This is a genomic window from Janthinobacterium sp. 64, assembly GCF_002813325.1.
GTDB lineage: Bacteria > Pseudomonadota > Gammaproteobacteria > Burkholderiales > Burkholderiaceae_D > Janthinobacterium.
Genome location: NZ_PHUG01000001.1, coordinates 4,602,209 through 4,617,081, shown reverse-complemented (window position 1 = coordinate 4,617,081; position 14,873 = coordinate 4,602,209). Strand labels below are relative to the sequence as shown.

At 61.8% G+C, this 14,873-nt stretch carries 12 protein-coding genes; 4 read left to right on the top strand and 8 right to left on the bottom strand.

Features of this window, described 5'->3' with window-relative positions; all coding sequences use genetic code 11:
• Nucleotides 1-19: 19 nt before the first annotated feature.
• From CLU91_RS20325 to polA, 4 genes are all read right to left on the bottom strand, one after another.
• Nucleotides 20-1,756, bottom strand: a complete 1,737-nt coding sequence (locus CLU91_RS20325; protein ID WP_100875575.1) for an ABC-F family ATP-binding cassette domain-containing protein — start codon at nt 1,754-1,756, stop codon at nt 20-22.
• Nucleotides 1,757-2,007: 251 nt separating this feature from the next.
• The gene (locus CLU91_RS20320; RefSeq protein ID WP_100875574.1) at nt 2,008-2,766 is read right to left on the bottom strand and encodes a ZIP family metal transporter; all 759 of its coding nucleotides are present in this window, start codon (nt 2,764-2,766) and stop codon (nt 2,008-2,010) included.
• A 243-nt stretch (nt 2,767-3,009) separates the two neighbouring features.
• Nucleotides 3,010-3,894 carry a dienelactone hydrolase family protein gene (locus tag CLU91_RS20315; RefSeq protein WP_100875573.1) on the bottom strand — a complete coding sequence of 295 codons (885 nt, stop codon included), beginning with the start codon at nt 3,892-3,894 and terminating at the stop codon, nt 3,010-3,012.
• Nucleotides 3,895-4,035: 141 nt separating this feature from the next.
• Nucleotides 4,036-6,786, bottom strand: a complete 2,751-nt coding sequence (gene polA, locus CLU91_RS20310) for a DNA polymerase I (RefSeq protein ID WP_100875572.1) — start codon at nt 6,784-6,786, stop codon at nt 4,036-4,038.
• Nucleotides 6,787-7,079: 293 nt separating this feature from the next.
• Here polA and CLU91_RS20305 point away from each other — a divergent pair, with 293 nt between their 5' ends.
• The 3 genes from CLU91_RS20305 to CLU91_RS20295 all read left to right on the top strand — a co-directional run bounded on the left by CLU91_RS20305 (nt 7,080) and on the right by CLU91_RS20295 (nt 9,296).
• Nucleotides 7,080-7,475, top strand: coding sequence for a hypothetical protein (locus CLU91_RS20305; RefSeq protein WP_100875571.1), 396 nt, complete (start codon nt 7,080-7,082; stop codon nt 7,473-7,475).
• 76 nt (nt 7,476-7,551) lie between these two features.
• Nucleotides 7,552-8,508, top strand: coding sequence for a homoserine kinase (locus CLU91_RS20300; protein ID WP_100875570.1), 957 nt, complete (start codon nt 7,552-7,554; stop codon nt 8,506-8,508).
• Nucleotides 8,509-8,510: 2 nt separating this feature from the next.
• Nucleotides 8,511-9,296, top strand: coding sequence for a BPSS1780 family membrane protein (locus CLU91_RS20295; protein ID WP_100875569.1), 786 nt, complete (start codon nt 8,511-8,513; stop codon nt 9,294-9,296).
• Nucleotides 9,297-9,381: 85 nt separating this feature from the next.
• Here the strand turns inward: CLU91_RS20295 and CLU91_RS20290 are convergent, their stop codons facing one another.
• On the bottom strand, nt 9,382-11,691 hold the full coding sequence (locus CLU91_RS20290; protein WP_100875568.1) for a UvrD-helicase domain-containing protein: 2,310 nt from the start codon (nt 11,689-11,691) through the stop codon (nt 9,382-9,384).
• A 109-nt stretch (nt 11,692-11,800) separates the two neighbouring features.
• Between CLU91_RS20290 and CLU91_RS20285 the strand changes: the two genes are divergently transcribed.
• Nucleotides 11,801-12,076: a hypothetical protein gene (locus CLU91_RS20285; RefSeq protein WP_100875567.1), complete on the top strand. Its 276-nt coding sequence runs from the start codon at nt 11,801-11,803 to the stop codon at nt 12,074-12,076.
• On the opposite strand, the gene CLU91_RS20280 is transcribed toward CLU91_RS20285, so the two are convergent.
• From CLU91_RS20280 to CLU91_RS20270, 3 genes are all read right to left on the bottom strand, one after another.
• Nucleotides 12,073-12,918: a hypothetical protein gene (locus CLU91_RS20280; protein WP_157814745.1), complete on the bottom strand. Its 846-nt coding sequence runs from the start codon at nt 12,916-12,918 to the stop codon at nt 12,073-12,075. The two genes, CLU91_RS20285 and CLU91_RS20280, sit on opposite strands and share 4 nt — an antisense overlap.
• A 185-nt stretch (nt 12,919-13,103) precedes the next feature.
• Nucleotides 13,104-14,210, bottom strand: coding sequence for an S-(hydroxymethyl)glutathione dehydrogenase/class III alcohol dehydrogenase (locus tag CLU91_RS20275; protein ID WP_100875565.1), 1,107 nt, complete (start codon nt 14,208-14,210; stop codon nt 13,104-13,106).
• Between the two features lie 26 nt (nt 14,211-14,236).
• Nucleotides 14,237-14,869 carry an ANTAR domain-containing response regulator gene (locus CLU91_RS20270; RefSeq protein WP_100875564.1) on the bottom strand — a complete coding sequence of 211 codons (633 nt, stop codon included), beginning with the start codon at nt 14,867-14,869 and terminating at the stop codon, nt 14,237-14,239.
• Nucleotides 14,870-14,873 lie beyond the last annotated feature (4 nt).

Sequence of the window (14,873 nt, the reverse complement as noted above, 5' to 3'; positions counted from 1 at the left end):
TTTTCTTACCAGTGGATAACTACGACGTTATCCCCAGCGCTTGATTCAACTGTTCCAGTTCCGCCAGCCACGCCTGCTGGCTGGCCGGCTTCTGGTGGCGTGGCTTTCTCGCCAGGTCTTCCGCCAGCAATTGCTCCAGTTCACACAAGCGCTCCAGCTGCACGTCGATGTCCGCCAGTACCGCGGTCGCCTGCTCCACTCTTGGCGCAGGTATCAACGCCGGCCCATCCTCGGCGCTCAGCCGTGCATACGCGCTGGCCGCATCGGGCCACTCTTCCAGCTGGCCATCGGCCACCACCCAAAACCGGTTGCAAGCCGTCTCGATCAGGTCGCGGTCGTGCGACACCAATAAACAGCCGCCGGCAAAGCCGCGCAAGGCTTGCCCCAGTTCCGCCTTGCCCTGCATGTCCAGGTGGTTGCTCGGTTCGTCCAGCAGCAGCAAGTGGTAGCTGGCCAGCGACAAGCCCAGGAATAGCAGCCGCGCCCGCTCGCCGCCGCTCAGGGTCGCCACCGTCTGGCCATGGCGCGCATACGGGAAACCAGCCGCAATCAAGGCTTGCTTGCGCGCCACCTGGCTGCGCGCAGCCTCGTTTTGCACGGCAAACGGGTACAGGGCGTCGGACAAATCCGCATCGTCGGCCAGCTGCTTGAGCGACTGGTCGTAGTAACCGATGTTGGCGGCGTGGTGGTAGCGCAGGTCGCTGCGTTCCTCCTGCGCCTGGATCGCTTGCCAGCACAGGCGCAACAGCGACGACTTGCCACTGCCGTTGGCGCCCAGCAAGGCGATGCGGTCGCCCGGTTTGAGCCACAGCTGGCCGACGTGGAACAGCACGGGTGACGTCGGCACGGCGCGCACATCGAGTTCGTCCAGCGCCAGCAACTGGTCGGCCGCCAGCGCCTTGCCGCGCAGGCGCAAAAGCCAGGGTGCGCCATCGCTGACGAACGACTGTTCATCCTTCAGTTTGTCGATGCGCCGCTGCATGGTCTTGGCCTTGCGCGCCAGGTCTTCATTGTCATAGGTGCGGCCCCACAGGGCCAGGCGGGCGCTGCTGGCCGACAGGCGGTCGATTTCCTTTTGCTCGGCCGCATGGCGGGCGGCAGCGGCCATATCCGCTTCGGCAAGCGCCGCCAGCGCGGGGCCGCACGGCAAGTCGAAGTCGTAGAGGCGGCTGTCGCGCAAGATCCAGCTGCGCGTAGCCACGTTGTCGAGCAGGCGCTGGTCGTGCGAGACGAGGATGAAGGCGCCGCGCCAGGCCAGCAAGAATTGCTCCAGCCACAGCAGCGAAGGCAAGTCCAGGTGATTGCTCGGTTCGTCGAGCAGCAGCACGTTCGGCTCCTGCAGCAGGGCACGGCCCAGCAGCAGCCGCGTGTGCTGGCCGCCGGACAGCGAGTGCACGGGCACTTGCGCCGTGTCCAGGTCAAAACCGAGTTCGGCCAGCAGGCTGTCGACCCGCCAATGCAGTTCCGGCTGCTCCAGCACGGGCGCCAGCAAGGCGTCGTACAGGCTCAGGCTGGCAAGTTCGGCTGGCAAATGCTGCTCCACGTGCTGCAAGCGGCAGGCACGGGCGACATGAATGGTGCCGGACGAGGCTTCGCGCGTGCCGCTGAGCAGACCCAGCAAGGTGGATTTGCCGCAGCCATTGTGGCCGATCAGGCCGATGTGGTCGCCCTGGCGCAAGGTAAAGGCGAGTTCGTTGAACAGGAAACCGTCGTGGGTATCCAGCTGTAAAGCTTGTGTCGAGATAAGGGTAGTCATGGCTCTTGTCTTTGTTCGGGATGCAAGCATCCGCGTTAACAGGAGCGCTAACGACAAGCCGGGAAAGGCTGTAGAGGGAGGAGTGTCTTTGCTCTGACCCGGTTATCGCAGCGCGATAGAACGTGGGCAAGAGCTGGCGAATGTGCTTAAAGAACGCGCATCCCATAGGGCGAGCATAAAAATTTCCATATTTTCCTCCTTTCTGTGCAAGTTAGTCAGAAAGGCAATACTACACCCACACAGTCAGTACATCAACCGCCGTGGCGCTGATGCGTCAGGAACAGCACGATGCACACGCCCAGCGCGATCAACAGCACTTGCGGGATGGTTTCGCGCAAGGTGGCGCGGCGCTGCATCTGCGGCATCAGGTCGCTCAAGGCGATGTAGATGAAACCGGACGAGGCGAACACGAGCACGTAGGGAATCAGATTGCTGGCGCGGTCCAGGGTGAAATAGCCAAGCAAGCCGCCCGCCACCGCCATCAGGCTGCACAGCAGATTGAAGATGTAGGCACGCAAGCGCGAGAAGCCGGCGTTGAGAAGTACGATGAAATCGCCGATTTCCTGCGGGATTTCATGCGCGATGATGGCCAGGCCCGTCACCAGGCCCAGCTTCGGGTCGGCCAGAAAGGCGGCGGCGATCAGGATGCCGTCCGTAAAGTTGTGCATGCCGTCGCCGACCAGGATCATCCAGCCGGCCTTGCCCGCCTCGTGCTTGTCGTGGCCGTGCGCATGGTGGTGGCCATCGCCTTCGTGGTGGTGCGAATGGCGCAGGATGGCGAATTTTTCCAGCATGAAGAAGGCCAGCAAACCCGCCAGCAGGGTGGCGAACAGGCTGCGCGGGTCCGCCTGGGACTCGAACGCTTCGGGCAAGGCGTGCAGCAAGGACGTCGACAACATGATGCCGACGGACAAGCTGACCATGCGCTCGACCACCTTGGACAGGAATGCAAACGAAAAGATCGCCGCCGCGGTAATGCTCAACACGCCCGCGAGCGTGGTCGCGAGCAAAATGGATATAAGGACGGGATCGATGATTTTCTTACCTCAAAATGGCGCCGGGTCACTGGCGCCCGCGATGCTGGCGTCTGGCCTGATGAATGCGTTGTTATCTATTGTTTACATTTGCGCGTCTGGCGGCAGCGTCGCGCGATGAAGATGCAATTGTACTGCATTGGCGCGCAGCGGGCATTTTACAGCCCGGTGCGCCTTTCGCGTTAACTTCTGGGAAATGCGGTGTTTTTCTGTTGCCGATCAGGCCACGCCGTGGCGCTTGAACCAGGCTAAACAACGCGCATAGCCGTCTTTCGCATCGGCCGCCACGTAGCTGGGGCGGTAATCGGCATTGAAGGCGTGGCCCGCATCGGGATACACGACAAATTCCGACTTGTTGCCGCCCTTGGCCAGCGCCTCCTTCATTTTGCCGATCGATTCCTGGCTGATGCCCGTATCCTTGCCGCCATACAAGCCCAGCACGGGGACTTTCAAGGTCGGGGCGATATCGATGGGGTTGCTTGGCTGCAAGGGATTGGACTCGCCCACGAGGCGGCCATACCAGGCCACGCCCGCCTTGACGGCCGGATTGTGCGCCGCGTACAGCCAGGTGATACGGCCGCCCCAGCAGAAACCCGTGATACCCAGGCGGCTCGTGTCGCCGCCATTCTGCTTCGCCCACGCCACCACCGCATCGAGATCCGCCATCACTTGCGCATCCGGCGTCTTGGCGATGATGCCTTTCATTAATTCCGGGATGCTGGACACCTTGGTCGGATCGCCCTGGCGCACGAACAGATCGGGCGCCAGGGCCAGATAGCCTTGCTTGGCGAAACGGCGCGCCATGTCGGCGATATGTTCATGCACGCCAAAGATTTCCGAAATGACCAAGACCACGGGCAAACCCGTCTTGCCTTCCGGCTGGGCCGCATACACGGGCACGGCCTGGCCATCGACCATCACCGACATGCTGCCCGTGACGAGACCGGCGGAATCCGTCTTGATGACGTTTTGCGCCGCCACGGGCAGCACGGCCACGGCAAAACCCGCGCCCAGCGCCACCTTCAGGAAATCACGACGGCCATCCGGCCCGGACAGGCTGCTCTGGCCCAGCAAACTTTCACAATCGGTGATCATGTCGCTCATGCGTTTCTCCTGAAGGGTGTGTTAACAAAAAATGTCGGCTTACGCGCTGCGCGCTAAGCCGACCTACGGTCACTGCTCGTCACTCTTGATCGGCACGTAGGTCGGCTTAGCGGGGCATGCCCCGCGTAAGCCGACGCAGCATCAATGCGCTTCGTCCCAATTGCGCCCAACGCCCACTTCCGCCGTCAGCGGCACCTTCAGCGCGGCCACGCTGGCCATCAGTTCCGGCAGCTTGCGCTTGACCAGTTCCAGTTCCGCGTCCGGCACTTCCAGCACCAGTTCATCGTGCACCTGCATGATCATCTTCGTTTGCAAGCCGTCCGTTTCCAGCCAGCCTTGCACGGCGATCATGGCCAGCTTGATCAGGTCGGCGGCCGTGCCCTGCATCGGCGCATTGATCGCCGCCCGTTCCGCACCCTGGCGGCGCGGGCCGTTTGGCGAATTGATTTCCGGCAGCCACAGGCGGCGGCCGAACACGGTTTCCACGTAGCCGCGCGCCTTGGCTTGCTGGCGCGTGTCTTCCATATACTGTTTCACGCCGGAAAAACGGGCGAAATATCGGTCGATATAGCTTTGCGCGGCCGTGCGGTCCACGCCCAGGTTACCGGCCAGGCCGAATGCGCTCATGCCGTAGATCAAGCCGAAATTGATGACCTTGGCATAGCGGCGCTGTTCGCTCTGCACTTCCGCGGCCGGCACGCCAAAGATTTCAGCGGCCGTGGCGCGGTGAATGTCGATGCCGTCGGCAAATGCGCGCAACATGGCTTCGTCGCCAGAGATGTGCGCCATGATGCGCAATTCGATCTGCGAATAGTCGGCCGAGACGATATGGCTGCCCGGCGGCGCAATAAAGGCTTCGCGGATGCGGCGCCCTTCCGCGCTACGGATGGGAATATTCTGCAAGTTCGGGTCGTTCGACGCCAAGCGACCCGTCACGGCCACGGCTTGCGCATAGTTCGTATGCACCCGACCCGTCGTGACGTTGATCATCTTCGGCAATTTGTCCGTGTAGGTCGATTTCAGCTTGGCCATGCCGCGGTATTCGAGCAGCACTTTCGGCAGCGGATAATCCTCGGCCAGCTTTTGCAGCACTTCTTCATCCGTCGAAGGCGCGCCCGTCGGGGTTTTCTTGACCACCGGCAGTTTCAGCTTTTCAAAGAAGATTTCGCCGATCTGCTTGGGCGAACCCAGGTTGAACGGCTGCTCGGCCAGTTCATACGCCTTCTTTTCCAATTCTAAAATCTTCACGGCCAGTTCGGCCGACTGGATGTTGAGCAATTCATCGTCGATCAGCACGCCGTTGCGCTCGATCTTTTGCAAGACCACGGCCGTCGGCATCTCGATCTTTTCATAGATGTAGGTGAGTTTTTCATCATTCGCCACATTGCCCCACATGGCATTGTGCAAGCGCAAGGTGACGTCGGCATCCTCGGCCGCATACTTCGCCGCCTGCTCCACCTCGACTTGATTGAACGTGATCTGCTTGACGCCCTTGCCGCACACATCCTCGAACGGGATCGTCGTGTAGTTCAGGTGGCGCAGGGCCAAGCTGTCCATGTCGTGCTTCTTGTGCGATTCAAACACATACGATTCCAGCAGGGTATCGTGGGCGATGCCGCGCAACGTCACGCCATGGTTGGCGAAGATATGGCTGTCGTATTTCAGGTTCTGGCCCAGCTTGGGCTTGTTGGCATCTTCCAGCCACGGGCGCAGTTTCGCCAGCACGTGCTCGCGCGTCAACTGCTCCGGCGCGCCCGCGTAGTCGTGCGCCAGCGGGATGTAGCAGGCGGCGTGTTCGGCCACCGAGAGGGAAATGCCGACCATTTGCGCAGTCATCGGTTCCAGCGACGTGGTTTCCGTGTCGACAGCCGTCAGGGCAGCCGCATCGATCAGCGCGATCCATTTGTCCAGCTGCTCGTCCGTCAGCACGGTTTCATACACGGCCTCGACTGCTGGCACGGCATCGGCGAACATGTCGCCGGTCGTATTGCTCGTCGCTATCGGTGCGCCAACGGGCGACATCGGCGGCGGCGTGGCGCCCAGTTCGCGCAGCAGGGCCTTGAAGCCGTAGCGGTTGAAGAAGGCCAGCAGCGCTTCCTTGTCTTCGTGTTTTGCCACGAGCGAGTCGGCGATGGTTGTCATGTGTTGCGACAAATCGCAATCGGTCTTGACAGTGATCAAGGCGCGCGCCTGCGGCAGCCATGGCAGGGCCGTGCGCAGGTGTTCACCGACGGCGCCGCCCACACTGGCCGCGTTTTCCATCACGCCTTCCAGGCTGTCGTACAAGGTCAGCCATTTGACGGCCGTCTTCGGGCCGCATTTCGACACGCCCGGCACGTTGTCGACCGTATCGCCGATCAGCGACAGGTAATCGATGATGCGGTTCGGCGGCACGCCGAACTTGGCCAGCACGGCCGCCTCGTCGAGCTTTTCGTTGCTCATGGTATTGATCAGGGTGACCTGGCTGTTGACCAGCTGCGCCAAGTCCTTGTCGCCCGTCGACACCACCACGTTCATGCCGGCGCTGGCCGCCTGCACGGCCAACGTCCCGATCACGTCATCGGCTTCCACGCCGTCGACCATCAAAATGGGCCAGCCCATGGCGCGCACGGCTTCGTGGATCGGTTCGATCTGCAGGCGCAGGTCGTCCGGCATCGAGGCGCGCGTCGCCTTGTACTCGGGATACATATCATCGCGGAAAGTTTTACCCTTGGCGTCGAACACGCAGGCGATGTAGGCGGCCGGGTAATCGGCGCGCAGGCGGCGCAGCATGTTGACCATGCCGTGCATGGCGCCCGTGGGATAGCCATCCGGGCTGCGCAGGTCAGGCAGCGCATGGAAGGCACGATAGAGGTAACTGGAACCGTCGACTAACAGCAGGGTGTTTTGCATAATGCCAATAAAATAAGGTGAGCCGCGCCAGCCGGGAAGACACAGCGGCGGGCGGGTGGAATATCGCCCAATTATCGCAGAGTTTAGGGCCGCGCCAATGGCCGCAATGCGTGCCGTCCCTGGCGTTTTTTAGCAAGCTGGCGGCCCCGTGCGGGCGCGCGGGCTGCCGCTGCCAGCCATTTCGCCGCAATTAAACAGCATTGCCTACCAGTTTGTTACAATGCCTTATAGATAAATTGACGGCAATACAGCACTGCACGCGCTGCAGTCCCACACATGGAAGCGAACCCATCATGATGCGTACATCGACACTCTGGACATTCCTCGCCCTGCCCCTGCTGGCATGTTCGGCCATCGCCAGCGCCCAGACGCCGGCCAAACCGAGCGAAGCGCCGCCACAGCTCGAACGTATCGAGGAAATGGGCGAAGCGCCCATCACCGTGGCGCCGGCCGCCGCCAAGCAGCAGATCACCGAAAAACGCGAAGCGGGCGTCACCAGCGAAGTGAAAGTCACCAGCGGCGGCAGCACGTATTACATGAAGCCAGCCGCTGGCGCCGACCAGGCCCACGGCGGCGCCCTGCGCGGCCCGCAATGGAAAGTGCTGGAATTTGATCTGGGCAAGAAGAAACAGAAACAACGCGATGAAGAGGCAGCGGACGCGCCAGCACCGCCCGCAGCAACGAAGTAAGCAGCCACTCTGCCCTGCCCCGGCCACCTGCGGGGCAGCCGGCTTTTTTTGACCATTTAGATCATCCCCTTTTCCCATGGCAGTTTTTACCGCGCTACACCTGGACGATATCGGCCAGTGGCTCACGCAGTTTCCACTCGGCAAACCTCTGGCGCTCAAGGGCATCGCGTCCGGCATCGAAAACAGCAACTTTTTCCTGAGCACGGAGCGCGGCGAGTATGTGCTGACGATCTTTGAAAACCTCAGCTTCGAGCAATTGCCGTTCTATCTGCAACTGATGCGCCATTTGGCGGACCGGGGCGTGCTGGTGCCCGCGCCGATCGCCAACGCCGATGGCGAGCTGGTGACGGCCTTGCAAGGCAAGCCGGCCGCCATCGTCAGCAAACTCGACGGCAGCTCGCAGATGGCGCCGCAAGCTGTGCATTGCGCGGCCGTCGGCACCATGCTGGCGAAAATGCATTTGGCGGCGCAGGACTTCCCCCTGCAGCAGCCGAATTTGCGGGGACTGCAGTGGTGGAACGCCACCACGCCGCTGGTCTTGCACCACCTCGACGATGCCAGGGCGCACTTGCTGCGCGCGGAAATTCATTTCCAGGACGCCTTTGCTGCCTGCGATACGTATAAAGCCATCCCGCGCGGCCCCGTGCATGCCGACTTGTTCCGCAACAACGTCATGTTTGACGGCGAGCAACTGACGGGCTTTTTCGACTTTTATTTTGCCGGTTGCGACACGTGGCTGTTCGACGTGGCCGTCACCGTCAACGACTGGTGCGTGGACCTGGCCACGGGCGTGCTCGACAAGGCGAGAGTGCGCGCCCTGCTCGACGCCTACCAGGCCGTGCGTCCGTTCACGCGTGAAGAACAGACGGCATGGCAAGCGATGCTGCGCGCTGCCGCGCTGCGCTTCTGGCTGTCGCGTCTGTACGATTACTACCAGCCGCGCGAAGCGGAAATGCTGACCCCGCACGATCCCGCGCATTTCGAACGCATTCTGCGCGAACGTATCGCCACACCTGCCCCGGAACTGTTTTAAACATGGAAAAATTACCTGCAAGTACAGGTTGGCAATGGGTGAAACAGGGCTTCTCCCTGTTTCGCCAGCAACCTGGCGGCATGTCGATGCTGTTTCTCGGCTATATGTTCTGCATGCTGGCCGTCAGCATCGTGCCCGTGCTCGGCCAAATGCTGCCCGTCATCCTGGTGCCCGTATTTTCCATCGCCTTCGTGCAAGGCTGCCTGCATATCGACCAGGGCAAGCGCGTCCTGCCCAGCCTGTTGATCTCGGGCTTCCGCAAACCCGCGCTGGCGTCCCTGCTGGGCTTGGGCGTGCTGTATATCCTGATGGCCATCGTTGCCATCGGCGCCTCGACCCTGGTCGACGATGGCTTGCTGTGGCAACTGGTCACGGGACAGCTGTCGGAAGAAGAGGCGCGCGCCATCATTCCGGGATCGCGCCTGGGCCTGGGCATCCTGCTGGCCATCGCGATGTACGTGCCGGCGGCGATGGCCTTCTGCTTTGCAGCGCCGCTGATCTACTGGCAACGCATCAGCCTGGGCAAGGCGCTGTTCTTCAGCTTTTTCGCCGTCTGGCGCTCGCTGTCGGCCTTCATCGTCTTCGCCGCCACCTGGTTCGCCATCAGCGTCGTCACCAGCCAGTTACTGGCCGTCATCTTTGGCCGCACGCCGCTGATGATGCAACTGATGATGCCCCTGTCGATGATCTTGACCATCATCATGCATTGCTCGTTCTACGCCGCCTACCGCCAGATCTTCGGCTTGCCCGTCGATGACAGCAAGACGGTGTCGCTGGACAAAAATTAAAGCTGGGGTCAGCTGGGGTCAGTCCTGACGGATTGGAATGCCTTCCATTGGAAGGCATTCCCCCAGGCGGGTCTGACCCCGGTATTTAGCGTCCCAGTCGTTCCAGCTTCGCAATCCCCAGGTCCAGCACCTTCATGCCATGCTGTCCGAAGTTGATTTGCGCGCGCGCATTGCCGCCGCCGCCTTCGATATTGACGATCACGCCTTCGCCGAACTTGGCGTGCGCCACCGATTCGCCGATGCGCCAGCCGCCGCCCGTGGCTTTTTGCGCGATCTTTTGTGCAATCGCATTATCCGAACCCAGACTGACCACCTTGGGCGCCTCGTCCCAGGCCGACTTGCGGTTGCCGAACCAGTTCGCCTGCACCTTCGGCGACAGCCATTTCAGCGATTCTTCCGGCAACTCGTCAAAGAAGCGCGACTTCATGTTGTAGCGCGTCTGGCCGTGCAGCATGCGCGTCTGCGCAAAGCTCATATATAAGCGTTTGCGCGCGCGCGTGATGGCCACGTACATCAAGCGGCGCTCCTCTTCCACGCCATTGTCTTCCTTCGAACTGCTTTCGTGCGGGAACAAGCCCTCTTCCAGGCCCGTGATGAACACGTTGTCAAATTCCAGGCCCTTGGCCGAGTGCACCGTCATCATCTGCAGCGCATCCTGGCCCGCCTGCGCCTGGTTGTCGCCCGCTTCCAAGGACGCATGCGAGAGGAAGGCGGAGAGCGGCGACATGACGGCCGGCAGCGGCGCGTCGGCATCGAGGATGTCGATGCCATCCTGGTTGACGACGGGCGCGCCCGATTGCGCCTGGGCGGCAGGGCCCAGATGGGCCGGTGCTGCCTGGCCAAAGCCTTCCTCGGAAACGAACTGGCTGGCCGCGCTGACCATCTGCTCCAGGTTCTCGATGCGGTCGGCGCCTTCCTTTTCATTCTGGTAATGCTGCAGCAAGGTACTCGCTTCCAGCACGACTCTGACCATTTCCGGCAGAGACAACTGCTGCGTTTCAAAGCGCACGCCTTCGATCAGCTTGACGAAGCCGGCCAGCACGCTGCCCGCCTTGCCCGCCACGTAGGGCACGGCGGCGTACAGCGAAATGCCGTACTGCTCCGACGCTGCCTGCAATTGCTCGATCGAGCGCATGCCGATGCCACGCGTGGGGAAATTGACCACGCGCAAGAAAGCGGAATCATTGTGCGGATTGTCCATCAACTGCAAATAGGCAATCGCGTGCTTGACCTCGGCGCGCTGGAAGTAGCGCTGGCCGCCGTACACGTGATACGGAATGCTGGCTGAAAACAGCGCATGTTCGATCACGCGCGACTGCGCATTCGATCGGTACAGAATCGCAATTTCGCTGCGCGAGGCGCCATCGGCGATCAGGCTTTTCGCCTCTTCGATGATCCACTGCGCTTCCTGCAAGTCGGAACTGGCTTCATACACGCGCACCTGCTCGCCATGGCCCGCGTCCGTGCGCAGATTCTTGCCCAGGCGCTTGCTATTGTTCGCGATCAACACGTTGGCGCTGTCGAGGATGTGGCCGTGCGAGCGGTAGTTCTGCTCCAGCTTGATCAAGTTCTTGACCTGGAACTCGTGCTCGAAGGCGCTCATGTTGCCGACATTCGCGCCACGAAACGCGTAGATGCTCTGGTCATCGTCGCCGACGGCAAACAGGGCGCCGCCATCGCGGCTGCCGTGGCCGGCCAGCAATTTCAACCAGTTGTATTGCAGATTATTCGTATCCTGGAACTCGTCGACCAGAATGTGGCGGAAGCGCGCCTGGTAATGCTCGCGCAGGGGCTGGTTGCGGCTCAGCAATTCATACGTGCGCAGCAGCAGTTCCGCAAAATCGACGACGCCTTCGCGCTGGCACTGGTCGTCGTACAGCTGGTACAGCTCGACCATCTTGCGCTCGTGCGCGTCGTACGCTTCCACATCCGTGGCGCGCAAGCCCTGGTCCTTGGCATTGTTGATGAAATACATCACCGTCTTCGGCGGGAATTTTTCATCGTCAATATTGTTCGCCTTCAACAAGCGCTTGATCACGGACAATTGATCCTGCGAGTCGAGGATCTGGAACGTTTGCGGCAAGGCCGCGTCGCGGTAATGCGTGCGCAGCAAGCGGTTGCACAGGCCGTGGAAGGTGCCGATCCACATGCCGCGCGTATTGATTGGCAGCATGGCCGACAATCGCGTGAGCATTTCCTTGGCGGCTTTATTCGTAAACGTCACGGCCAGGATGCCGGGCGGCGACACCTGCTGGGTCTGGATCAGCCACGCGATGCGGGTGGTCAGCACGCGGGTCTTGCCCGAACCGGCACCGGCCAGTATCAGGGCATGCTGGGCCGGCAACGTCACGGCAGCCAATTGTTCGGGATTGAGGTTGTGAAGAAGATTTTGCATGCCGTGATTATACCGGCATGGCTAAAAATACTGTGCATTTGTCCAGCGGTCGCGGCATTTTGCCCACGCGCGCTACAATCGCCATCCCGACACCGCAGCCTGCATCCCCATGACACCACCGACTCACCTCGACGGCGCCCGCGTACTGGCCTGGGCCTGGTCCGACCGGCCCTTCGGCCACGTCACCGATGAGCATGGTGGCGCCCCCACCGCCATCCACGGCCTGGCCGTGTGCCGCTACGGGGGCGAAGCGCAAGTCTACCGTTTCAGTTGCGACGCGCGCTGGGAAACCGTACAGGATGCCGTGTATGCCAGCGAAGACGAGGCCAGGGGGCAGTTGCCGGCGCAATACCGCGCCGTGGCCGCCACCTGGCATCTTGCTTAGCGCACCAGTTTTGCCTTGCCTTCGCTGAGCGCCTGGGCGATCACCTGGCGCGTGGTCTTGTCGGCTGCTTTCGATGCCTTTTCCTGCTGGCGTCCCAGCGCTTCCATTTGCTTGCCCAGGGTTTCCATCGGCTTGCCACGCTGATCCATCTGGCGCGACAGCGCGTCTGCCTTGGCCGCTTCGACATCTTGCTTGGCGACAATGCGGTCGTTGGCCTCTTCCATCGCATCCTGCGCATCTTCCATTTGCTGCTGCAGGCGTTCCACCTCGCGCCCTGCCGCTCGGCGCGCCGTCTCCGTGGTCGCTTGCGCCTGGCGGCGCGCCGCCTCGCCCATCTTGCGGCCCAGTTCCTGCTGCTGGCGGCCCAGCGTTTGCAGCTGCTCCGCATCGCGCGTACCGCCATTCGCCTGCGCTGCGCCATGGGCGCCCATCTTGCGGCCCATTTCGCCCATGGCCTTGCCATGTTCGCTCATCTGCTTGCCCAGGCCGCTCATCTGCAAGCCCAGTTGCTGCGATGGCTTCCAGGCGTCGCGCACGCGGGCCAACAGCGCGGCATCCTGCGTCACATAGCCCTTGCCCTGGTCACGGAACCACAGGAAATGCCCCTTGAGCGAACGCTGCAGCTGTTTAATCTGCTGGCCATCGACATCGGTGCCTGCCATGGTGACGCTATCCTCGCTACTGTCGACGAGCGCATAGCCATCGCCGCTGCCCATGGAAATATTGATTTTCTTGCTGGGCGCGGCTGGTGGCGCGGGCGGCGCGGGCGGCTGCACGGCCAGTGCGCTGCCGCCAAGCAAGATACCGGCCAGGCTGAGGATCAAACGGTGGGAAGTGGACATGGCTGCCTCGTCGCAAAAGTAGTGGAGCGTTGACTCTAGCGGCAAACGAACCTGGTCTCCAGCACGCTGCGACAGGCCGCAAAAAACCCTGCCTGGACGGCAAGCATGGACGATGGATGGAACGCGGAGCAAAAAAAACGGAGGCCGCAGCCTCCGCAAAAACGCCGTGGTACGGCGCATTTCAATTAATACAGCACGACGGAGCGGATCGATTCGCCGCTCTTCATCAGGTCGAAACCCTGGTTGATATCGTCCAGCTTCAAACGGTGCGTGATCAAATCGTCGATATTGAGCTTGCCTTCCATATACCAGTCGACGATCTTCGGCACGTCCGTGCGTCCCCGTGCGCCGCCGAAGGCGGAACCTTTCCACACGCGCCCCGTCACCAGCTGGAATGGACGGGTGGAAATTTCCTGGCCGGCCGCCGCCACGCCGATGATGATGGACTGGCCCCAGCCCTTGTGGCAACATTCAAGCGACTGGCGCATGGTGGTGGTGTTGCCGATGCATTCAAACGAATAATCGGCGCCGCCGTCCGTCAGTTGCACGATGGTGTCGACCACGTTCTCCACTTCGTTGGCGTTGACAAAATGCGTCATGCCGAACTTGCGCGCGATGGCTTGTCGGGCCGGGTTGATGTCGACGCCGATGATTTTATCGGCACCAACCATTTTCGCAGCCTGGATCACGTTCAAGCCGATGCCGCCCAGGCCGAACACGACCACGTTGGCGCCCGCCTCGACCTTGGCCGTAAACAGCACGGCACCCACGCCGGTGGTGACGCCGCAGCCGATGTAGCACACCTTGTCGAAGGGCGCGTCTTCGCGGATCTTGGCCAGGGCAATTTCCGGCACGACGATGTAGTTCGAAAAGGTCGAGGTGCCCATGTAGTGGAAGATGGGCTTGCCGTCGATGGAAAAGCGCGACGTGGCGTCCGGCATCAGGCCGCGGCCCTGGGTCGAGCGGATCGACTGGCACAGGTTCGTTTTTTGCGACAGGCAGAATTTGCACTGGCGGCATTCCGGCGTGTACAGGGGGATGACGTGGTCATCCTTTTTCAGGCTTTTCACGCCCGGGCCCACGTCAACGACGACGCCGGCGCCTTCATGGCCGAGGATGGACGGGAAGATGCCTTCCGGATCGGCGCCCGACAGGGTGTAGTAATCGGTATGGCAAATGCCCGTGGCCTTGATTTCGACCAGTACCTCGCCCTCGCGCGGGCCGGCCAGGTCGACTTCCTCGATGGTCAAAGGCGCGCCCGCCTTCCATGCAATCGCTGCTTTGGTTTTCATGTGTGTCCTGTGTATGGTTGAAACGTTTACTTGGCTTTCGCGCGGTTGAGGAAGGCGCCGTGCAAGCCGTTCAGGGTTTCCTCGGCCAGCAGCAGCTGGCTGGCGATTTCATTGATCTTGCGGCGGCTGGAGCGGGCATGGTCGCGCAGCACTTCGAAAGCCGTGTTGCGGTCCGTCTGGAACTTGCCCATCAAGAGGCCCACGGCCAGGCTCGTTTCGCGCCCGGCGGCCAGGGCCGCGTTCAGGTTCAGTTCGGTGCGGCGCAGCTGGCGGATTTCATCGGCACGCGCCAGACCGGCTTCGAAGGCAGGCATCAAACGGCCTTCGTCGACGGGTTTGACCACGTAACCGACGGCGCCGTAGGCGGCCGCCTGCTTGCCCGATTCGCTGTCGCCGCTGCCCGACAGGAACATGAATGGCACGGCCGTTTCGCCATGCAGGCGTTTGGCCAGTTCCAGCCCGGACATGCCCGGCATGTGGATGTCGAGCAAGGCCAGGTCGGGCTCGCGCTGGGCGATCAGCTGCAGCGCCACTTCGGCCGAATGGGCCAGGGCCGTCTCGTAGCCGGCATGGCGCAGGACTTCGCCGAGGAATTCCAACAGGAGCTGGTCATCGTCAACGATCAGGATAAGGCGTTTCGCGGCGGCTGGCTGACTCATGGGT

Coding starts and splice junctions, on each gene's coding strand:
- CLU91_RS20325 (WP_100875575.1), bottom strand. CDS start 1,756: ATGACTACCCTTATCTCGACACAAGCTTTACAGCTGGATACCCACGAC.
- CLU91_RS20315 (WP_100875573.1), bottom strand. CDS start 3,894: ATGAGCGACATGATCACCGATTGTGAAAGTTTGCTGGGCCAGAGCAGC.
- polA (WP_100875572.1), bottom strand. CDS start 6,786: ATGCAAAACACCCTGCTGTTAGTCGACGGTTCCAGTTACCTCTATCGT.
- CLU91_RS20305 (WP_100875571.1), top strand. CDS start 7,080: ATGATGCGTACATCGACACTCTGGACATTCCTCGCCCTGCCCCTGCTG.
- CLU91_RS20300 (WP_100875570.1), top strand. CDS start 7,552: ATGGCAGTTTTTACCGCGCTACACCTGGACGATATCGGCCAGTGGCTC.
- CLU91_RS20295 (WP_100875569.1), top strand. CDS start 8,511: ATGGAAAAATTACCTGCAAGTACAGGTTGGCAATGGGTGAAACAGGGC.
- CLU91_RS20290 (WP_100875568.1), bottom strand. CDS start 11,691: ATGCAAAATCTTCTTCACAACCTCAATCCCGAACAATTGGCTGCCGTG.
- CLU91_RS20285 (WP_100875567.1), top strand. CDS start 11,801: ATGACACCACCGACTCACCTCGACGGCGCCCGCGTACTGGCCTGGGCC.
- CLU91_RS20280 (WP_157814745.1), bottom strand. CDS start 12,918: ATGTCCACTTCCCACCGTTTGATCCTCAGCCTGGCCGGTATCTTGCTT.
- CLU91_RS20275 (WP_100875565.1), bottom strand. CDS start 14,210: ATGAAAACCAAAGCAGCGATTGCATGGAAGGCGGGCGCGCCTTTGACC.
- CLU91_RS20270 (WP_100875564.1), bottom strand. CDS start 14,869: ATGAGTCAGCCAGCCGCCGCGAAACGCCTTATCCTGATCGTTGACGAT.